Annotated in this window: 17 protein-coding genes and 1 pseudogene; 15 read left to right on the forward strand and 3 right to left on the reverse strand. The window is 49.1% G+C overall.

What is annotated here, in order from left to right:
* Positions 1–13: 13 nt before the first annotated feature.
* From V5J77_RS12170 to V5J77_RS12215, 10 genes are all read left to right on the forward strand, one after another.
* Complete coding sequence (locus tag V5J77_RS12170) at positions 14–838, forward strand: hypothetical protein (RefSeq protein WP_338556122.1); 825 nt, start codon at positions 14–16, stop codon at positions 836–838.
* Positions 839–861: 23 nt separating this feature from the next.
* Positions 862–3,393 carry an ATP-dependent helicase HrpB gene (hrpB, locus tag V5J77_RS12175; RefSeq protein WP_338556124.1) on the forward strand — a complete coding sequence of 844 codons (2,532 nt, stop codon included), beginning with the start codon at positions 862–864 and terminating at the stop codon, positions 3,391–3,393.
* Between the two features lie 47 nt (positions 3,394–3,440).
* Positions 3,441–3,734: a DUF1294 domain-containing protein gene (locus V5J77_RS12180; RefSeq protein ID WP_338556126.1), complete on the forward strand. Its 294-nt coding sequence runs from the start codon at positions 3,441–3,443 to the stop codon at positions 3,732–3,734.
* A 228-nt stretch (positions 3,735–3,962) separates the two neighbouring features.
* Positions 3,963–6,062, forward strand: coding sequence for a UvrD-helicase domain-containing protein (locus V5J77_RS12185; RefSeq protein ID WP_338556128.1), 2,100 nt, complete (start codon positions 3,963–3,965; stop codon positions 6,060–6,062).
* Positions 6,063–6,168: 106 nt separating this feature from the next.
* The gene (locus V5J77_RS12190; RefSeq protein WP_338556130.1) at positions 6,169–6,861 is read left to right on the forward strand and encodes a thioredoxin domain-containing protein; all 693 of its coding nucleotides are present in this window, start codon (positions 6,169–6,171) and stop codon (positions 6,859–6,861) included.
* Between the two features lie 32 nt (positions 6,862–6,893).
* A complete protein-coding gene (locus V5J77_RS12195; RefSeq protein WP_338556132.1) occupies positions 6,894–7,349 on the forward strand; it encodes a disulfide oxidoreductase in 456 nt (151 codons plus the stop codon).
* Between the two features lie 215 nt (positions 7,350–7,564).
* Positions 7,565–8,671: a nitric oxide synthase oxygenase gene (locus V5J77_RS12200; RefSeq protein WP_338556134.1), complete on the forward strand. Its 1,107-nt coding sequence runs from the start codon at positions 7,565–7,567 to the stop codon at positions 8,669–8,671.
* A 2-nt stretch (positions 8,672–8,673) separates the two neighbouring features.
* Positions 8,674–9,816, forward strand: coding sequence for a DUF3900 domain-containing protein (locus V5J77_RS12205; protein WP_338556136.1), 1,143 nt, complete (start codon positions 8,674–8,676; stop codon positions 9,814–9,816).
* Positions 9,817–9,879: 63 nt separating this feature from the next.
* Positions 9,880–10,239, forward strand: a complete 360-nt coding sequence (locus tag V5J77_RS12210) for a Lin0512 family protein (RefSeq protein ID WP_338556743.1) — start codon at positions 9,880–9,882, stop codon at positions 10,237–10,239.
* Positions 10,240–10,398: 159 nt separating this feature from the next.
* Positions 10,399–11,676 (forward strand): hemolysin family protein, encoded by a 1,278-nt coding sequence (locus V5J77_RS12215; protein WP_338556138.1) that lies wholly within the window; start codon positions 10,399–10,401, stop codon positions 11,674–11,676.
* A gap of 22 nt (positions 11,677–11,698) precedes the next feature.
* Here V5J77_RS12215 and V5J77_RS12220 read toward each other — a convergent pair whose 3' ends face one another.
* Positions 11,699–12,151, reverse strand: a complete 453-nt coding sequence (locus V5J77_RS12220) for a hypothetical protein (protein WP_338556140.1) — start codon at positions 12,149–12,151, stop codon at positions 11,699–11,701.
* Positions 12,152–12,465: 314 nt separating this feature from the next.
* Here V5J77_RS12220 and V5J77_RS12225 point away from each other — a divergent pair, with 314 nt between their 5' ends.
* Positions 12,466–13,254 (forward strand): undecaprenyl-diphosphate phosphatase, encoded by a 789-nt coding sequence (locus V5J77_RS12225; protein WP_338556142.1) that lies wholly within the window; start codon positions 12,466–12,468, stop codon positions 13,252–13,254.
* 126 nt (positions 13,255–13,380) lie between these two features.
* On the opposite strand, the gene V5J77_RS12230 is transcribed toward V5J77_RS12225, so the two are convergent.
* On the reverse strand, positions 13,381–13,995 hold the full coding sequence (locus V5J77_RS12230; RefSeq protein WP_338556144.1) for a TetR/AcrR family transcriptional regulator: 615 nt from the start codon (positions 13,993–13,995) through the stop codon (positions 13,381–13,383).
* A gap of 126 nt (positions 13,996–14,121) precedes the next feature.
* Here V5J77_RS12230 and V5J77_RS12235 point away from each other — a divergent pair, with 126 nt between their 5' ends.
* A complete protein-coding gene (locus tag V5J77_RS12235) occupies positions 14,122–16,371 on the forward strand; it encodes an MMPL family transporter (RefSeq protein ID WP_338556146.1) in 2,250 nt (749 codons plus the stop codon).
* A 243-nt stretch (positions 16,372–16,614) separates the two neighbouring features.
* Here the strand turns inward: V5J77_RS12235 and V5J77_RS12240 are convergent.
* Positions 16,615–16,771 (reverse strand): annotated as a pseudogene (locus tag V5J77_RS12240) (IS256 family transposase); the annotation flags it as partial.
* Positions 16,772–16,931: 160 nt separating this feature from the next.
* Here V5J77_RS12240 and V5J77_RS12245 point away from each other — a divergent pair.
* The 3 genes from V5J77_RS12245 to V5J77_RS12255 are packed head-to-tail and all read left to right on the forward strand — an operon-like array spanning position 16,932 to position 19,787.
* A complete protein-coding gene (locus V5J77_RS12245; protein WP_338556148.1) occupies positions 16,932–17,174 on the forward strand; it encodes an acyl carrier protein in 243 nt (80 codons plus the stop codon).
* A gap of 40 nt (positions 17,175–17,214) precedes the next feature.
* Entirely contained in the window at positions 17,215–18,735 is a 1,521-nt protein-coding gene (locus tag V5J77_RS12250; protein WP_338556150.1) for a class I adenylate-forming enzyme family protein, read from the forward strand.
* A complete protein-coding gene (locus V5J77_RS12255; RefSeq protein ID WP_338556152.1) occupies positions 18,732–19,787 on the forward strand; it encodes a hypothetical protein in 1,056 nt (351 codons plus the stop codon). The genes V5J77_RS12250 and V5J77_RS12255 overlap by 4 nt, the downstream gene beginning before the upstream one ends.
* Positions 19,788–20,301: the final 514 nt, after the last annotated feature.

Here is a 20,301-nt window from a genome sequence, read left to right on the forward strand (position 1 = left end):
GAGTAGTGAAGTCATGGAAAAGCAAGCTGCACAGCGTTTGGGAAAGAAAAAAAGCTGGATCATCGCAGGCATTATGCTGGCGTTTCTTGCCTTTTGCGCGCTGCTGCTTTACGGAATGATTCAGTCGATGCAGCATAAGGGCGGAGCGGCAAGCGACGGCACCCAGCAGCCTGTTAATTACAGCTATGCAGCTGTGGAAGCGACGAATGGCTTTATGCTGCATGTTTTAAAAACCCGACCGTCCAACGTGAAGCCTCAATTGGTGCAAAATAATGTTGCGTTAACGCCGTATTATGGCATTAATGGCGGATTTTTTTATGAAAAATCGCTGCTTAGCATTGCCGTGGTCAACAGCCTTGCGGTCAATGAAGAGCAGGGAGCCTATGGCTCCGGCAGCGAAAATGCCAAATATGCTCGCGGAACACTCGTATGGGATGGTGTAAAGGATCAGCTTAGCGTACAAATAGCGAGCAAGGCATCCGAGCTTAAAGTTCAGGATCATACCCGCTTTTGGGCGCAGGGCGGCATTAGCATGAGTATCGGTAATGATGCGGGCTGGCTGGATCAGGCGCAGCAGGAAAATGCTCCTTTTCCCGATGACGCGCGTTTAAGGTCTGCTGCTGTATACGATCAGCAGGGCAATCTTTATTTGGTTGTCAGCAGCACGAAGGGGAGCTTGGCTGCTTTTCGCGAAGCCGTTATCGAGCAGGTTGGACAAGGCATGCTTGCAGGAGGAATCTTTCTCGATGGTGATGGCTCCTCGCAGTTGCGTAGTGCGGAGGCGACGCTGCAAGGAGATAGCCGCCCCGTCGTCCAAATGCTGCGCATTATGAAATAAGACGGTTTATTGAGGAGAAAAAGATGAATCAACTTCCGATTGATGCGGTTTTGCCGGAACTGCTTGAGGTGCTGGCTGCTGGAAGCGGCGCCGTGCTGGTCGCCGAGCCAGGAGCTGGCAAGACGACGCGCGTGCCGCTTGCTCTGCTGGACGCGGCCTGGCTGGATGGCCGTAAAATTATTATGCTGGAGCCGCGAAGGCTTGCAGCCCGCTCTGCCGCCAAATATATGGCGGAGACGCTCGGTGAACAGGTAGGCGACACGGTCGGCTACCGCGTTCGTCTGGATACGATGGTGAGCGCTCGTACCCGTATAGAAGTGGTGACGGAGGGCGTGCTGACCCGCATGCTTCAGGAAGATCCGGCTTTGCTTGACGTTGGCGTAATTGTGTTTGACGAGTTTCATGAGCGTCATTTGCATGGTGATCTTGGCCTGGCGCTGAGCTTGCAGTCGCAGGCACTGCTGCGCAGCGATCTGAGGCTGCTGGTGATGTCGGCGACGCTTGCAGCAGGCCCTGTTGCAGAAATGCTCGGTGGTGCGCCGATTATTGAAAGTGCGGGAAGAGTATTTCCGGTGCAGACGATATATCGCGCCGCGAAAGTGGAAGGGCGCATCGAGCCGAATGTTGTAAGCACGATCTTGCAGGCGCTGTCCGCACATGAAGGAAATATGCTCGTCTTCCTGCCAGGCGTTGGCGAAATTCGGCGCGTTGCCTCAATGCTAGCAAGAGAGGAGCGGATGAAGGGCATTAAGGTGGCGGAGCTTTATGGCATGATGCCGCTGGAAGCGCAGGAGCAGGCGATTCAGCCGCCCGCTGCGGGCGAGCGCAAAGTTGTGCTGGCAACGGCAATTGCGGAATCCAGCTTAACGGTTGAAGGCGTGCGTATCGTCGTCGATGCAGGCCTGATGCGAGTGTCGCGGTTTTCGCCGCGCACGGGCATGACGCGGCTGGAGACGGCCCTGGTGTCGCAGGCGTCAGCCGACCAGCGCCGGGGGCGCGCCGGAAGGCTTGCACCTGGCGTGTGCTACCGGCTGTGGACGGAGCAGGAGCATATGTATTTGCAGCCGTTCAGCCAGCCGGAAATGCTGGAGGCCGATCTTGCGCCGCTCGCGCTGGAGCTTGCGGTATGGGGAATCCAGCAGCCGGAGGAGCTCGGCTGGCTGGACCCGCCGCCGATCGGCGCGTATCAGCAGGCGCTGCAGCTGCTTGAGCTGCTGCAGGCTGTAGATGCATTAGGCCGTCCTACGGAGTCGGGACGGCAAATGGCGAGCCTCGGGCTTCATCCGAGGCTCGGATATATGCTGCTCCGCGCGCAGTCGTATGGCGCGGGGCAGCGCGCTTGTGAGCTGGCCGCGCTGCTTAGCGAGCGCGACCTGCTGCCGCAGCAGCGCAGCGCCGATGTGCAGCTGCGGCTGGATGCTCTGCACCGCGGCGGCAGCAGCGGTGCTGAGGTGGATCGCGGCGCGGTGCAGCGGATTCGCTCGCAGGCGCAGCAATGGAGCCGGCTGCTGGCTAGCGCAGCAGCCGGGGGAGCAGGATCAGCCGCGCATGGAGCAGCGGCTGCCGGAGCGGGCCAGCAGGATGCCGCGATGTCCTGCGGCGCACTGCTGGCGCTCGCCTATCCCGATCGCATCGCGCAGCGGCGCAGCGACGGCAGGTATTTGCTCGCAAGCGGCCGCGGTGCGGCGCTGCCAGAAGCCCAGCCCTTGTCGCGCGCAGCCTACCTCGTTGCGGCGGAGCTCGACGATGCCGGAACGGAGAGCCGTATCCGGCTCGCGGCTGAACTGACGGAAGGCGAGCTGGCATTGGCTGCTCGCGACCAAATTGGGCAGGAGTGCGTCGTGGAGTGGGACGCGTCCGCCCAAGCGGTAAGGGCGCGTGAGCGCGTCCGGCTCGGCGCGCTCCTTTTGCAGGAAAAGCCGCTGGCGAAGCCGGATGCAGAGCTCGTTGCTGCGGCGCTGGCACAGGGGGTGCAGCAGGAGGGTTTTGCCTTGCTGCCGTTAACGAAGCAGGCTGCCCAGTATCTGGCTCGTATGCGGCTGATGAGACACTATGACAGCAGCTGGCCGGATGTATCTGAAGAAGGGCTGCTCTCTACGCCAGCGCTTTCGCAGTGGCTGCTGCCCCATATTCAAGGGATGAAAAGCAAATCTGATCTTCAACGTCTGAATATGCAGCAGCTTCTGGAGGGTATGCTCACCTGGCCGCAGCAGCAGGAGCTCGGCAAGCAAGTTCCAACGCATATCACGGTGCCTAGCGGCTCGCGTATTCCGGTCGATTACAATGACCCGGAAGCGCCATTCATCGCCGTGCGGCTGCAGGAGCTGTTTGGCATGAAGGACACGCCTATGCTCGCAGGAGGCAAGCTTCCGTTAACGCTCCATCTGCTGTCGCCTTCGCAGCGCCCGGTTCAGGTGACGCGCGATTTGGGCAGCTTTTGGAGCCATACTTATTTCGAAGTGAAAAAGGATTTAAAAGGACGCTATCCGAAGCATTATTGGCCGGATGACCCCTACGCGGCGCAGCCGACGAATCGCGTTAAGCCGCGCAAGTAGCTTGCGGCATTCATAACGAAAGCAACAAGGAAAAGAGGGCCTCAAAAATGTCGATGCAGTTTTTTATTTTATTTATACTCGCCATTAACTGCTGGACGTTTACGCTCATGTATTTAGACAAGCAGAGCGCCCGCCGCCAGCAAAGACGCATTCCTGAGAAACGCTTGTTTACTCTGAGCGCTCTTGGAGGGGCTATTGGAGCCTACGCTGGCATGCGGACATGGCGCCACAAGACGAAGCATCGCTCCTTCGTAATAGGAATACCGCTGCTTGTGCTGTTAAATTTGGCTTTATTTGCAACGGTATTTCACTATGTGTTCGATATTTCAATTTTCAAATAGCATAACGAACTCAGTTGGCTTATTCAAAAATATAGAGAAAGCATGATTTCGTTACCCTTTCTCTATAATCCTCTCTCTATAATTCTCGGTCTGAAACGCCGGGCGCCATCAGAGGACGGCGCCCGGCGTTTCAGCTTGCTTGGAAATTAGAAGTTGATTCCCGCTAGCCTCCTATGGTATATTGACAGTTCGCTTTCCCACTATATTCTTAGGAGGTAACTGGCTGATATGACGGTTCAAAGTGCCTATCAAGAAGAGCAAGAGCGTTTAGCGCGCTCGCTTGAGGAAATACAATCACAGCTAAGTGCGATAGGCCCGCGCTACACAGGCAATGATTTTACAGAGCAAATGCTCGATTTGCAAAGAGAGGAACGGAAGCGGGGGCTGGAAATTGCTTTTCGCGAGCCGTATTTTGGACGAATTGATTTTGAGGAACTGCCCACCGGAGCCAAGCAGGAGCTCTATATTGGCAAGGCAGGCGTAGCTAGAGAGGGCGGCAAGGAGCTGCTCGTTATTGACTGGCGTGCGCCAATTGCCAGCTTGTTTTATTCTTTTACAGGCGGTGATGCGGCGGTTACTTATGATTCTCCTGATGGTGAAATTGAAGGAATCGTCTATTTAAAGCGCAATCTGATGGTTCGCCAGGGCGAGCTTGTCCGAATGGTGGACAGCTTCACGCGCGGTCAGGAAGAAGATGCGGTCACCGACGAGTTTTTGCTCTATCGACTAGGTGAAAATAAAGACAATCGGCTTAGAGATATCGTGTCGACGATCCAGCAGGAGCAGGATGCGATCATCCGTACGGGACGAAGCAAGGCGCTGTTTATTCAGGGCGTGGCAGGGAGCGGCAAGACGACGGTAGCGTTGCATCGGCTCGCTTTTTTGCTCTATCAGTATGCCGATCGAATGCGGGCGGAGCGGATGGTTATTTTTGCGCCTAACCGCATGTTCCTCGAATATATTTCCGGCGTGCTGCCGGAGCTGGGCGTAGGCGATATTCAGCAGACGACATTTGCCGACTGGGCACTGGATTTGCTGGAGCTTGAAGTGCGAATGGATGATAAGATTGATACGTTGGAATATTGGTTCGAGCATTATCGCAGCGCGGAAGAAATTACACAGGCGCCCGGACGCTTGAAGGGCTCGCTTGCGTTTAAGCAGGCCATTGACGAGCGGCTGGAGCAGCTAGAGCTTGGCATCGTGCCCTTGCAGCCTTTTGAGCCTGTAGATAAGCTGGTGCTGAGTCCAGAGCAAATGCTGGAATGGTATCGCACCGATTATGGCGAGGAGCCGCTGATGCGCAAGCGCGAGCGATTCGTCAGCCGTATTCGCAGATGGCTGGAATCCGAGCTGAAAATGCGCGGCATACATGATAAAAAAGTAAGGGCCAAAGCATTAACCCGCTTAAATGCACTCGCGAAAAAAATTCCGGCTTACACCGCGCCAAAGCTATATGCGTCCTTCTTCCAAGGCAAGCAGGCGATAAGCCTGGTGCCAAAAGCAATAGCGGCAGCGACGGCTGCACGCCTGAAGGTGGGAACGATTGCGCCAGAGGATTTGGCGCCGCTCGCCTATATTCATTTGCGCCTGTTTGGGCTGCAAACAGCGCCTTATGACCATATCGTCATTGACGAGGCGCAGGATTATTCGCCGTTCCAGCTGGAGGCGCTGCGTCTTTGCCAGCAAACGCCGTCATTGACCGTGCTGGGCGACTTGCAGCAGGGCATCCATGCCTATGCAGGCATTCATAGCTGGCAGGAGCTGACTGCGCTGTATGATGAAGAACAGACCGGATTTTTTGAGCTGAACCGCAGCTATCGCTCCACGATGGAAATTATCGCATTCGCCAATCGGATACTTGGTGCAATGGGGGCGGGCGTGAAGGCAGCTGTACCTGTATTCCGCAGCGGGGACGCAGTGGAGCTTGCGCCAGCTGAGCCAAGTGAGTGGATGGACATGCTGGAGCAAACGGTTCGGGAGTGGCAAGCGGACGGCAGCTATCAGACGATTGCAGTTATTGGCCGGACGACGGAGGAATGCGCGGTTATCCATGCAGCTTTGAACGCGGCGGGGGTAGAGGCTTCGCTTGTACAGCGGGGACAGCCTGAATATAGCGGAGGCTTGTCCGTCGTGCCCGCTTACTTGTCCAAAGGGCTTGAATTTGATGCGGTGCTCATTGCCGATGCTGGTGCGCTTGCTTATACCGATCAGGATGCCAAGCTGTTATATGTTGGTTGTACGAGAGCGCTTCATAAGCTAAAATTAGTTTATCAAGGCTCGTTTACCTCGTTAGTAGCAGACGTTGCCGAAGGCGTGGAGGAATTATGACAGTATTAAGGCATTTTTCCGCAAATTCTTGACATCAGCAGGCCTTGTAACTAAAATTGCTACAAGATGTATATACCTGTATTTTTTGAGGAGGATTTGAGCGGTAGTGACGAAAACTAAGAAAAAAGGTTCAAGCAGCACTCAGCAGCAAAGGCAGCAGCCCAAGAAAAATTCGAACAGCTCGCTTATTTTTCTGACAATCGGTATTTTGGCGGTCATTGTCGTCATCGTACTCGGCATTAACAATCAGTCGAAGCCGTATGAATTCGAGTATGAAGCAATGCCTGTGCTAGGCAGCGTAGAAGCACCTGTCAAAATCGTTGAATTCGGCGATTACAAGTGTCCAATCTGTCGTGATTTCTCGCAACAAATCAAACCTCAGCTAGAGAAGGATTTTATTGAAACAGGCAAAGCATCCCTTTATTTTGCAAACTATTCGTTCATCGGTAAAGATTCCGTGACGGCTGCACTCGCGGCGGAAGCGGTCTACCAGCAAAATAATGACGCCTTCTGGACTTATAACCAAGCGATTTATGACAATCAACAAAATGAAAATATCGAATGGGCAACGCCTGAGCAATTGGTGCAGATTGCAAAGGACGCCAAGCTTCCTATCGACTTTGATTTGCTGAAAAGCGACATCGAGAATAAAACCTATCAAAAGCAGGTTGACCGCGATAACTCGCTCGTTCGTCCGCTTAATATCGGAGGAACGCCGACCGTCTTTGTTAATGGCAAGGCGGTTTCAAGTCTCGATTACGCAACGATCAAATCAACAATTGAGGCAGCTCTAAAATAAGGGGCCTTGATTAAAAAGGAGCCCGGTCAAAAATGACAACGCCAGCCCATGAATCGTGGTTGAAACGTTATGCTTTATATTTCGCCTGGATCGTTGCGCTAGTCGCAACGGGGGGCAGCTTGTATTTTAGTGAAATTAAAGGGTTTTTGCCTTGTGATTTATGCTGGTATCAGCGCATCTTCATGTATCCGCAGGTCATTATTTTAGGGATTGCGACGTATCGCGGAGAGCGAAATATCATTAAGTACTTACTGCCGATTAATATAATCGGGCTTGCGATTTCCATTTTCCATAACTTCGAGATTTGGTTTCCGAAGGTGGGCGAGCTGGTGCCTTGCCGTTCAGGCATCCCGTGTAATTTTGACTATTTGAACTGGTTTGGCTTTCTGACGATTCCGATGATGGCGATGATCGCTTTTGTGCTTATTATTGTGTTTCTGCTGCTGGCTCGCCAAAGCAATGAACACGAAGAAGCAGACGAAAACTAACGGTATTCCTAAGCAAAGCCCCGAGGCGGATGTCGCCATGCGGGGCTTTGCTTTTTCATATCGGGGACGCAGCATAAAGTGACAAGGCAGTGAACAAACGCCTAGAGTTTGCTCCTCCTGCTGTCTAATCCCTTAGCTATCGGCTAGCGAATGAAGGCAAAATGGGGTATCTTAAAAGTAGCAGATATGAAAGCATAAAGAGAGTAGGGAACACCATGATCGAAGTGGAGCAGCAGCTATATAGAGAAGCAGAGCAATTCATCTTTACCTGTTATGCCGAGCTTGGTAAAAGTGAAGCGGAGGTTGTGCATCGACTGGCAGAAATTCGCTCAGAGGTTGAGCGTACAGGTTTTTATGAGCATACATATGAAGAGCTCCAGCATGGGGCGAAAATGGCGTGGCGCAACAGCAATCGCTGCATCGGCCGTCTTTTTTGGCATACGATGGAGGTGTTTGACGCCCGTCAGCTCCACGAGGAGGACGATATTGCAGAGGCGATCTTTTCGCATATTCGCTATGCGACGAATGGCGGCAAGGTCCGCCCGGCAATTACGATTTTTGCAGCAAAGCAAGCGCACAATCAAATTCGGCTGTGGAACCACCAGCTTGTTCGTTATGCGGGCTATGAGGACGGGAATGGCGGGGTCATAGGTGATCCAGCTTCGGTGCCATTTACGAAGGCCTGCGAAGCTTTGGGCTGGAAAGGTGCGGGAACAAGGTTCGATGTGCTGCCGCTTGTTATTCAGCAGCTCGGCAAAAAACCGAAGCTGTACGAGCTTCCAGAAGGGCTGGCGCTGGAAATTCCATTGTCGCATCCGGAGCTGGAGTCGTTTGGGGAGCTGGGCCTGCGTTGGTATGCGGTCCCATTCATCGCAGATATGATGCTGGAAATCGGCGGCATATCTTACACAGCAGCACCGTTTAATGGCTGGTATATGGGCACGGAAATCGGGGCGCGCAATTTGGCAGATACGGATCGTTACAATCAACTGCCCATCGTAGCGAGGTTAATGGGATTGGATACGACGACGAATACATCTCTATGGAAAGATCGAGCGCTGGTAGAGCTGAACGCGGCTGTCATACATTCATTCAAAAAGCATGGTGCAAGCATCGTCGATCATCATACGGCTGCCGAGCAGTTTATGCGCTTTGAGAAGCAGGAGAAGGAACAGGGCCGAGCGGTTACGGGACGCTGGTCGTGGCTTATCCCCCCCATGTCTCCGGCAACGACAGCGGTATGGCATCGGAGCTTTGACGATACGGAATTAAAGCCGGCTTATTTATATCAGGAAAAGGCGTATACAAGCGGAGGGTCATAAACGTGGATTTTATAATGGAATATTTATCCTTCTTCGTCATTGTTACCGAGGGAGAGGACAGCAGCTCCTCCAAGCGGTACAAGCATTATCAGACGCTGGAGGAGGAGGACTATGAAGATAGTGAGATCAAGCGATTTTTGGACGGGGAATTTGCCCGCATCGTCAAGCGCAAAGTAGAGCGCAACCCGAATTCGGAAAATGCGCCGACTAAAATTGGCCGATTCATGGTCGAGCCCGGCTACGAGCTGGGCAGTAATCAAAACTATAATTTGTTCCAGCGGCTGCGTGATGCGGACAGCAAGGAACGCTATATCGGCATTGCTGATGAGCTGGTGCATATTTATATGGATACGAGCGCAGTGCGCGGCGGTGCTTTTATTATTGCAAGAGCGAAGCTGAACACTTATTTTGATGAACCTTTTTTATTCCTCTTAAAATGTGATTTTGAGCCAAAAATCGCTCGCATTTCCGATGAGCGCAATTTGATTTCGCAGGTGGAAATGGCGATTAGTGCCCGCAGCATCAAGTCGATTCAGTACCCGCATATGCCCGAGGAGGGCATACTTGAGCATTGGGAGCTGAAAATTCATCAGGCGTCTCATGCCCGCTATTTTGAGGATTTTCTGAAATTTGTCTCTTATGAGAAGCCGCTGCCAGAAGTGATGAGCGATCAGCTGCTGGACATGGTGCAGCAATATATGGATGACAAGTGGGAGGGCGTGACGGAGAGCGCCGAGCGCCACGAGGAAGCAAATGCGATTGAAGTATGGGCGCATAGCGAGAAACGCGATATTCATGAATACTGGTCACAGGAGCAGGTGTCATTGGCGTCGGCAGCGCTGGTAGAGCAAAAGCCGGATTTGCCATTCACATTCAAGCTGGATAGCGTAACCGTTAAGGGGCTGCTGGCGGAGTTTGGTACAGCGCTGCATTTTGCCAAGCATAATGGCCGTTATGTTGTCGTTATTGAGGGAGATTCATTCCAGTTTGATAAAGGGATGTCGCCAATCGAGCTATTGCAGCCGCCTGATTTAATTGAACTGCTGCCTGAGATCGGGACGCACAAGCAAGAGAGCAGCGCCATAGCGGATTTGCAGCGTTATGCGGATGACCTGGCAAATGGCTCGAATGACGAAGGCGAATAACAGCTACAGCCGTATTGGCAAGCTATAATGTATGGTTCATAGAAGCATAAAGGAGGCGCAATGATGGAAAAGCTGCTGTTTATTGAAATTGGTATGGGCTGCGACCTGCATGGTCAAGACGTTACGAAGGCGGCGGTACGGGCTGTGCAAAATGCGATACATCACAATTCTATGCCGGGTTTGCTTGGCATTTTGCCTGGCGGAACGCTGGATGCGATGAAGGTTAGGGTGCGGCTTGCTGTTCCATGCGACAAGGAGCTGCTGGATATTGAGCAAGTGAAAGCAGTGCTTCCTTATGGTACGGTGAGTGTTGAGGTTGTAGACGGCGGTATGCTGACGACAAGCGGTATTGTGCTTCCAGACAAAGCGGATCGCAATGATTTGATTTATATTGTCAATGCTTCGGTTGAGGTAGGGTATTAGTCAGAAATTAGTTCTATGCTTCTTATAAAATGCCCGCAGGCCGCTGTAGCTTTACAGCACGTCTTGCGGGCATTTTTCTTTTCAGCCGCTTCTTTGTAATGATTTTCGCCGTTCATGGAAACAATAGGGCATAGTCCAAAATGGCAGAGGAGATTCGGCATGATTTGGAAGCTGACGGTATTTGTAATTTTGCTTGTGTTTACTGCTTTTTTTGTAGCGACAGAATTTGCTGTCGTCCGCTTGCGGGCAAGCCGTGTGCATCAAATGGTAGCGGAAGGCGCAAAAAACGCGATTGCGGTTGAGAAGGTTGTTAACAATTTGGATGGTTATTTGTCAGCCTGCCAGTTAGGGATTACGATTACAGCGCTCGGACTTGGTTGGCTCGGCGAGCCGACGATTCATGAGGTGCTGCATCCGCTGCTGCATCATTGGGGCATCGTAGGCGATATTGCCGATGTGCTGTCCTTCATCGTTTCCTTCAGCCTTGTGACCTACTTGCACGTCGTGCTTGGCGAGCTTGCGCCGAAGACGCTTGCCATTATTAAATCCGAGCAAATTAGCCAGCTTACAGCGCCGCTCATCATTTGGTTTTACCGGCTGTTTTTTCCGTTTATCTGGCTGCTGAATGGTTCAGCAAATGGGCTGGTGCGACTAGTCGGCTTTAAGCCGGCGACGGAGCATGAGGCGCATTCGGAGGAAGAAATCCGGCTTATTATGTCTGAAAGCTATGAAAGCGGCAAAATTAATAAAAGCGAGCTTAGCTATGTGAATCGCATATTTGAATTCGACGAGCGACTTGCCAGGGAAATTATGGTGCCGCGCACCGATATGGTGTGCCTGTACAGCGATAAGCCGCATGAGGAAAATGTCGCGACCATCAAGCGCGAGCAATATACAAGGTTTCCAGTGGCCCAAGGGAGCAAGGACAATATAATTGGCGTTATAAATACGAAGCAGTTTTTTATGCATTATGCGGATCAGCAGACGACCGAGGTAAGCTCGCTCATGCAGCCGGTCATGTTTATGCCGGAGGTTATGCCGATAAAGAAGCTGCTGCGGACGATGCAAACGGAACGGGTGCATATGTCGATTTTGCTCGATGAATATGGCGGCACTTCTGGGCTGATTACAATTGAAGACATTATTGAGGAAATCGTAGGCGAAATTCGTGATGAATTTGATGCGGACGAGGTGAAGGAAATTGACCAGCTTGGAGAGGGCAGGTTCATGGTGAACGGCAATGCGCTCATTAGCGAGGTGAATACAGCGACCGGCAGCCATTTAGAAAGCGAAGAGGTGGATTCGATTGGCGGCTGGCTATTCAACCGTATGCCGGACCTCCCTGTCGGGGAGGCCTGGACATTTGCGGAGCTGACATTCATCATTCGCGAGAAAGAGACGCATCGCATACGTAAAATCGAAATTGTCGTCGGCTGAGGGTGTGTGGGGGAAGCGGCCGTTATGTAAACCAGTCGGCAACGATGTTATACAAGCTTTCCAGCCGAGTAAGCAGCTTGTTCGCTTTTCGCCCGTGCTGCATCAGACTTATGGCCCAGTCCCAGTCCACGAGAAAATGAATGACGGTCACAACAATAATAATAAAGACGATGGCGAACGAAATAATAAAGGCAGCTTGCAGCCGAAAATAAAGCAGCAGCCGCTGCGCCAGCTTGAGCATCGCATTGTCATCTGACTTGCCAGCAAGCCTGCCGACCTGTTTTCCTAACAGAAACAAGACGACGGCGACACTGATTTCTAGCAGTCCGGCAATCGTCCCGAGCCCAAATTGCAGCAGGCTGGCGAAGGTTTGAAACAAGCCGAACAGCAGCGTTAAAACAGCCGTCATTTTTATCCAAAACGCGAGCTTTTTCCAAGTGCTGCTCAGTTGAGCAGCGGTTTCCACTTGCTTCATTTCAGCGCTCTCCGCGAGCGCGAGTTGGCCTGACCCTATGTGGAGCGGGCTTTTTGATATGTCCTCTTGTGGCTTCAATGATGCGGGCTCCCTTCGTGACATACGGTGAATAAGCTGGATTCCCGCTGCTTGAAAGCAGCGTTCAAACCGCACAGCACTAATACGGATTGCCCTAAAGGCAAGTTTCATAAAACCAAGCTTTTGCTGTCGAAAATCTGGGACTTGCTGGGCAAGACTTGGCGGAAGTCCTGTGTTACAATAATAGAGTTTATTTCAGATAAGAAATTAGAGATTAGGATGCAGGAGGCAGGAGAATGGTGGATTTATTAAATGCGATTCTAATGGGAATCGTGGAAGGCTTGACGGAGTTTCTACCTGTATCATCGACAGGGCATCTCATTTTACTCGCGGATTTACTTAACTTTACAGGAGACCGTGCAAAAACCTTTGAGGTCGTCATTCAATTTGGAGCGGTGCTTGCCGTACTGGTGCTTTATCGCAAAAGGTTCTTGAAGCTATTGAACTTCAACTTCTCCAAATCATCCGGGATGAACGCGCTGCATATCGCGCTGGCGATGCTTCCAGCAGGTCTTATCGGTGTTGTATTTCATGGATTTATTAAACAATATTTGTTCAGTACGACTACGGTACTGGTCGGTCTCGTCGCAGGCGGGATTCTGATGATCGCCGCTGACCGGATTAAGCGAAAAGTAACGGCTGAGGAGCTTGATGATCTATCGTACAAGCAAGCACTTGCGATCGGCTGTTTTCAGGTGCTGGCGCTTTGGCCTGGCTTCTCACGCTCAGGCTCAACGATATCGGGGGGGATGTTTTTCGGAGCAAGCCAAAAGGCTGCGGCGGAATTTACATTTATCGTATCGGTGCCGATGATGGCGGGAGCAAGCGGTATTGATCTGATTAAAAGCCGTGAATTTCTGACGATGGCGGATATGCCGCTGTTTCTCATTGGCTTCATTACTGCGTTTATCGTGGCGCTTATTGCTGTCGTTACCTTTATTAATTTAATCAAAAAGCTGCGTTTATCCTGGTTTGCTTACTACCGCTTTGCGCTTGCCATCGCGTTTGCTTTTATTATTTTGTAGTCGGTGTCAGGAAAGAGCAGCCGCTTTAAACCCTTTGAGACTTTCTTCGGCCTGTGAAGGCTGAAGGGAGTCTCTTTTATTTTTTCGCGGAGGCAGCGCCCGCCTAGCCCTCGACTGGCGCGCGTTTTAATGGGGAGCGGCGCCATGCCAGAACAGGTCTACAAGCTCACGTGCTGTTTGCTTGAGTGAAGCTTCGTCGTTGACTACATTTTTACGGTTGCGGATGCTCAGCATAGCGGTATAGGCATGGGCAAGCAGCAGCGGATTGCCTGAAGCGAGCTCTTTTTTATCCATAGCCTCTTGAAAAATGTCAGCGAGCAGCTCATGCAGCCGCGATTCACCGGCACGGATCGTTAGCGTCTGCTCCTCGCTGAGCCCTGAAGCCGCTTCGCGCATCATGGTTTCAAAGTCGACATGGGCGTTCGCCATATGCCTTTCAGCTACAATAAGCAGCCGCTCCTTAAGCTCACCAGGGCCGGTAATGATTTTGCGCGTACTTTGATAAGCCATGTTTAAGACGAACAAAAGCGCCTCGGTAAAAAGCACCGCTTTATTATTGAAATAATAGTAGACGCTTGCCTTTGTAACGCCGCAGGCTTTGGCCACGCCGTCGAGCGACACTTTTTCGAAGCCAAGCTCCATAAATTGATAAGATGCCGTAAATAAAATTTTATCCATCGTTTGAGCGGTGCTGCTGCCTTTCGGACGGCCAGGCTTGCGCTTTTCTCGATTAACTCCCATGTTGTGACCCTCCATGTTCATCTAATTGTAATAAAATAAGTTGATTAATTAACCTTCGGGTATATATAATTATATTAGCCTACGAAATCTATTTTAAACCAAATGGCTAAAGATGTGAAACGGAGGATGGGAGTAATGCTAGAGAAATTAGGAAGCGTCATTGCAGGCCGCCGTACGCGGTGGGTCACGGTAATCGTATGGATAGTGCTTGCGGGAGCGTTAACGATGTGGCTTCCGGCTGTTGGAGGACAAGAGAAAAATAATGCGCCCAACCTGGAAGCAGACAGCCCTTCCGTGCTTGCAGATCAATTAATGAAGGAAAAATTCCCAAATGGGGCAGGTGTGCCTGCCTTGGTTGTATGGCATAGGGATGCCGGTCTCACCGATGAAGATTATGCGCTCATTCAGAAAACGTCGCAGTTGCTTAGCGAGCAGCCGTTGCCAGAGCAAGGAGAGCTGCTGCCGCTGCATCAAATGCCGGCTCCTGCGCTTTCAAAGCTGGCGTCAGAAGACGGCGGCACGCTTGTTCAGCCGATTACATTCGCGGAAAATACGGATACGGAAGTTTTGCGCAGCAATTTGGAGAAAATTCAAGAGCTGGTTAAGGAAGCGGCTGGCGGCATGAGCCCGTTTGATGAGGCTACCAATGGCGTCGATGCGCTGAGTGCAAGGATCAGCGGTCCGGTGGGCATTCAGGTCGATGCATCAGCATTATTTAAAGGAGCGGACGTGTCGCTGCTAATTGCTACGGTGCTGATTGTACTCATCCTATTGCTGCTTATTTATCGGTCGCCGATTTTGGCGGTCGTTCCGATTGTAGGTGTAGGGTTCGCTTATTTGGTTACGAGCCCTATTCTCGGCTGGCTGGCCTCTGAGGGCTGGATTACAGTAGATGCCCAAGCCATTTCGATTATGACGGTACTGCTGTTTGGTGCAGGGACAGACTACTGCCTGTTCTTTATTTCGCATTTCCGCCAAGAGCTGGAGCGGGAAGAAAGTAAGATGACAGCGCTCAAAATTGCTTTTCGTGATGCTTCGGGAGCGATTGCAATGAGCGGCTTCACGGTCGTTCTGTCCTTGCTGGCACTGCTTGCGGCCAAATATGGTGCTTACCAGCGTTTTGCTATACCATTCAGCTTGTCGATTTTCATTATGGGTATTGCCAGCCTGACACTCGTGCCTGCGCTATTGTCGATTATGGGAAGAGCTTCCTTCTTCCCGTTCATTCCTCGCACCGAAGGTATGCAGCGGTTGCGTGCAGAGAAGCGCGGCAAGTCGTTTCGCCCGCGCCGTCAAGGCAGTAAGCTAGGCACAAAGGTGGGCAGCTTAGTCGTTGCGAAGCCTTGGACGGTTGTTATCGCGAGCGTTATTTTTCTCGGTGCGCTGGCAGGTTTTGCTCCACAGGTAAAGTTTACGTATGATTTATTGTCTTCCTTCCCGAAAAATATGCCGTCGCGTGAAGGCTTTGATACGATTTCCACCGCATTTACACCGGGGCAGCTTGCTCCCGTCAGTGTGGCTGTTCAAACAGAGGGCAAGCCAATTGAGCTTGTTGCCAGCCTTTCGGATATGGATCTCGTTAATTCGGTATCGGAGCCGATTCAAAGTAAAGAGGACCCGAATTTGCAGTACGTTCAAGTTACGCTAAATATTAACCCTTATTCACAGGAGGCTATGGATTTGGTTCCGCTGCTTCGCGGAGCGGCTGAGGAAGCCTTGGATAAAGCGGGGGTTTCAGGTACGGAGTCTAAAGTGTGGGTAGGCGGACAGACTGCAACGCAGCATGACTCACAGCTGTTGACCGATAGGGACAATAAGGTTATTATCCCGCTTGTAATTGGTATGATTTTAGTGCTGCTCATCGTCTATTTGCGCTCAATTGTTGCAGCTCTATATTTAATCGCCACCGTATTATTGTCATTCGGCTCTGCTTTAGGCCTCGGCTGGCTTATATTGCATGATGGAATGGGAGCGGAAGCCATTCAAGGAGCGATCCCGTTGTATGCGTTTGTATTCCTCATAGCCCTTGGCGAGGACTACAATATTTTCATGATTTCGAGCATTTGGAAGAAAAGAGCGAAAATGCCGCTTAAGCAAGCGATACGTGAAGGTGTAGCAGAGACTGGCGGCGTTATTACGTCCGCAGGTCTGATTCTGGCAGCTACGTTTGCGGTACTTGCGACGCTGCCGATTCAGGTATTGGTTCAGTTTGGCGTTATTACGGCGATTGGCGTTCTGATGGATACGTTCATCGTAAGACCGTTCCTCGTGCCAGCCATTACAACGCTGCTTGGCAAAAGAGCCTTCTGGCCTGCTAGAACAGAGCTTGTGGAGGCGGAAAAAAGCAAGCCTGGCAAGCAAAAACAAACCGTATAAGCCGCTGCGCCATTTGCAGCAGCAAGGCGCCTTATTGTCTGATCGAAATGATCAGTCAGTAAGGCGCTTTTTTTACTGAACGGAATTGATGAAGCCTGTTGACAATTGGTAGAATTGTAATTTATATTAAATATAGTAGGCATTAGGTTCTGCAAAACTACTAGTGTATACTTTCATGAAGCATAACTTTAATCCATATTGTTCGATACCATCGAGGAAGAAAATGGAGAGGTGATGGGGTGTTTAATCCCAGTTTTGTTCACGCCCTGTCCATTTACGAGTGACATTCATCGTAGTTTATGTAGAGCATTTTCAGAAGCGCTTCATCGCTTGGGAAAATGCTTTTTTCTTTAGTGGCTTTGCGATGTTGACGATGGTAACCTTCGAGCATTTCCGTCGTTGTACTCTTCGCGTCATGCTTTTCATGCTCTGCACCGTATCATATTCCGCCTCCAGCATAAATTGCAGCGTCTCTGCAAACAACTCTTTCAGTGCGAATCACCATGTATGCCATCCTCTCTAACCAGCCTTTCTAAAGATTATCGAACGGAGGAAACATAATGTCTCGATCAATTGAATTTATCTTGAAAGATGAAATTTTTGCTGAGCTTGAAATCGAGTATCCAGATGATCACGATACCAATTTGTTGGATCAAGGGATCGACTCGGTTGGCTTCATCAAGCTTATTGTTTCAATGGAATCGAAGTTTAACATCACGATCCCTGATGAGGATCTATTGTTTGAAAAGTTCTCCACGGCTGGATTAATCCTTAATTATTTGACCGAGAAAACGATATCATAAATGGCAACGGAGCTAGATAGATCATATAGAGGAGAAGATTATGACCATCATTGAGCGTTTATTTATGGAAGCTTGTGATCGCAAAGAACATATTATCGTTCAAGATTTAAAGCAGCAATGGACTTACGCGGAGGTAATGTCAGAAGCATATTTGATTGCTTTATACATAAAGAAGAACTTTGATCTTGAGTCTGGAAGTCATCTTGCATTATATACAAATAATGAGCCCTTTTTCATTACGGCGGCGCTTGGCATTCAGTTCTGTGGTTATGTATTAGTACCGGTGCCTTATTCGGCATCCAAAACTGAGATAAAAAATATTTTAAATGCCAGTGACGCCAAACTGGTTATCAGCAAATATGTACAGCCTGCGCATTTAAATTGCGACATTCCTTGGGTAACCGCTCAGGATTTTTCGCAAGAGCCGATGCCTGCGTTTGAAGCGATCTCGTTAACGAATCAGTCCGATCCCAATCAATGTGCGATTCTCCTTCCTACATCGGGAACAACCGGAAAATCTAAAATCGTTATGTTATCCCATAGAAATGTATTAACGAATGCGTTGGCACATGGCGAAAAGGTGGGTTATACGGATCAAGATTCGTTTCTTGTAACGATGCCCGTTCATTTCAGTTCTACGATTGTCACGCAATTGATTTCTTGCATGCTTTATGGAACGCGAATTAAACTTATCAGCTTGCCCTTGCTGCCGCGCACAGCTTTTAAACTGTTTCAGAATAAGGCGGTCACGGCATTCTCAGCGGTGCCTACGCAATTGATGCATTTTGTTTCCGACTTTCATCAGACAACAAACTGGAGTGCCTTTGATTCAATTGAATTTATTGTAATTAGCGGTGCGGCGATTCCCGCGAAATTAGTAGACCATCTTCAGACCATATTTCCCAAAGCGGACATTATTCAAACCTATGGATTGACAGAAGCTTCTCCGCGGGTGAGCATGATGGAACGGGGAGACCGTCGCTTAACCTGTGGATCACCGATCAGTGACGTTTCTATTCGACTTGTTGACGAGGAAGAGAATGAGGTTGAAGGAGCAGCTGTCGGAGAAATTTGGGTCAAGGGCCCAAATGTGATGCTCGGTTATTACAAAAACCCAGAGTTAACGAGCGATACAATGGTTAATGGTTGGTTAAAGACAGGAGATTTGGGATATTGGAATGAATCAAGGTGTCTTATAATCACGGGCAGAAAGAAAAATATCATTATATCCGGCGGTATCAATATCTACCCGGAAGAAATCGAAGAGTTTTTATATGGCTTGAAAGAAGTTGAGGAAGTCATAATTGTTGGTGTGCACGATGATCTATTAGGCGAAGTGCCCGTCGCATTTCTGAAAGTTTTTGAAGAATGCTCGGTTGATATGGATGCGCTTACAAAGTATTGCAACTTGCATTTATCGTCGTATAAAGTGCCTAGACAATGGAGGATTATAGATGAAATTCCAAAAACAAAAACAGGCAAACTGGACAGGGCAAGTACGAAGCGTTTATTGCTAAATGAGCAACTTAATAAGATAACTAGGGGTGAACGGAAAAATTGAAGAATACAACTCCAACATTAGGTAGGGAAGTATTGCCAATAAGTTATCCGATGATTACAACCTATACGCAACATGCTCATCTCTTGTCCATACTTACCCATTACGAGTGCGCACACCCATGGATATTTAATAATTATATTCAATTATATATTAACAAAGATTATAAGCATAATTGGGGAGATTTTTATTTCCCTCTGACTTATGAGCAGCGACCTTCAGATGCATGCAAATGGATTACTACTCAAAAGATTCATAGAGATACTGTAACAACTAAATGGGACTCTGTTATTCATTTTATTATCGAAAACATTAATTCAAATCATTATGTCCACACAATGGTGAATTATTTCTACGTGCCATTAAGCGAACGATATAATAGTCTCCATTTGCATCATGACATATTTGTTTATGGTTATGATTTAAATAGAGAGATATTGTATGTTTCCGATTTTTTTAAGAACGGAGTTTACAGTCAAGCTGAAATATCATTTACAGATTTCAATCGTGCTTTCAACACTTATCATTTAACAACCAATCATGATTATTTAAGAGAAATGGTTTATCTGTATAAATTCAATGATCAATATCAGGATAATTACAGTGCAGATACCTTAGTAAATTCTATAAGAAACTATTACATTAATAAAACGCCGGAATATTGGGAGATGTTCAACTATGGAGGCGATAGGGAAAATCTTGACTTTGGCACGCAAATATACACAACGCTATTAAATTATGTGAAAGAGACATTGGAAAAAAAGGATAAAATTGATCAAAGACCCTTTCATTTACTTTATGACCATAAGAAGATAATGACGTTAAGACTCAAGTATTTGTACGATAATCGGCATCTAAGTAAATTAAATCAAGAGCATATAGACGAATGCATATCAATTGAAGTTAAGGCGAAGATACTTGTGAATGTAGCGCTTAAATATAATTTGACAAGGAATGTGAGTATTTTAGAAAGCTTACTTACGCTGATAACGAATATTAAAAATGAAGAATCAATATTCCTTGAACGGTGGCTGAAGCAGGTAGGCATTCAGTAACGTCAAGGGAGCAGATGATGTCAGCCGGGGATATGTCACATTGCATCGGGTAGAAGCCCAACCCGAAGCCGGTGGACACCTAGGTATATATGGGGGGAGTGATGCTGGAATTATAAGCTTTGCTATACAGCTTATTGAATAAGCTCCAAACAGTCGTTCTTGTGTTGGTTTTATCCGTTTTCTGCTAGCCTTTTTATTCTTCTTGTCTTCCAACGATCCGCATTGCTTCAATCTCTTTAATCCTAACAACTCCACAGCGAATCCACTCACTTCAAGAATCTCTCTTGGCATCTTGGCATTTAAACCGACATATTTTGATTAATGCCGTACCTGTTTAGTTTGGGAGCAACACACAGTTCCTATTTGTTTAATACCTATAATTTGCAAGGTAATATCTATAAATTTATTGGGTGCTGAATGCATGTTTTTCATGATAATATCTGTATGGAAATATAAAAAATGGTTATTAAGGAGTTTTCAATCCTTAATTATCCGATCATCTAGCTGGATTACC

This window comes from Paenibacillus sp. KS-LC4 (assembly GCF_036894955.1).
Taxonomy (GTDB): domain Bacteria; phylum Bacillota; class Bacilli; order Paenibacillales; family Paenibacillaceae; genus Pristimantibacillus.

Bases quoted from the DNA above. Each gene is read 5' to 3' on its own strand.
- V5J77_RS12220 (WP_338556140.1), bottom strand. From the start codon at position 12,151: ATGAAGCAAGTGGAAACCGCTGCTCAACTGAGCAGCACTTGGAAAAAG.
- V5J77_RS12180 (WP_338556126.1), top strand. From the start codon at position 3,441: ATGTCGATGCAGTTTTTTATTTTATTTATACTCGCCATTAACTGCTGG.
- V5J77_RS12250 (WP_338556150.1), top strand. From the start codon at position 17,215: ATGACCATCATTGAGCGTTTATTTATGGAAGCTTGTGATCGCAAAGAA.
- V5J77_RS12185 (WP_338556128.1), top strand. From the start codon at position 3,963: ATGACGGTTCAAAGTGCCTATCAAGAAGAGCAAGAGCGTTTAGCGCGC.
- V5J77_RS12170 (WP_338556122.1), top strand. From the start codon at position 14: ATGGAAAAGCAAGCTGCACAGCGTTTGGGAAAGAAAAAAAGCTGGATC.
- V5J77_RS12210 (WP_338556743.1), top strand. From the start codon at position 9,880: ATGGAAAAGCTGCTGTTTATTGAAATTGGTATGGGCTGCGACCTGCAT.
- V5J77_RS12245 (WP_338556148.1), top strand. From the start codon at position 16,932: ATGTCTCGATCAATTGAATTTATCTTGAAAGATGAAATTTTTGCTGAG.
- V5J77_RS12230 (WP_338556144.1), bottom strand. From the start codon at position 13,995: ATGGGAGTTAATCGAGAAAAGCGCAAGCCTGGCCGTCCGAAAGGCAGC.
- V5J77_RS12225 (WP_338556142.1), top strand. From the start codon at position 12,466: ATGGTGGATTTATTAAATGCGATTCTAATGGGAATCGTGGAAGGCTTG.
- V5J77_RS12235 (WP_338556146.1), top strand. From the start codon at position 14,122: ATGGGAGTAATGCTAGAGAAATTAGGAAGCGTCATTGCAGGCCGCCGT.
- V5J77_RS12200 (WP_338556134.1), top strand. From the start codon at position 7,565: ATGATCGAAGTGGAGCAGCAGCTATATAGAGAAGCAGAGCAATTCATC.
- V5J77_RS12195 (WP_338556132.1), top strand. From the start codon at position 6,894: ATGACAACGCCAGCCCATGAATCGTGGTTGAAACGTTATGCTTTATAT.
- V5J77_RS12215 (WP_338556138.1), top strand. From the start codon at position 10,399: ATGATTTGGAAGCTGACGGTATTTGTAATTTTGCTTGTGTTTACTGCT.
- hrpB (WP_338556124.1), top strand. From the start codon at position 862: ATGAATCAACTTCCGATTGATGCGGTTTTGCCGGAACTGCTTGAGGTG.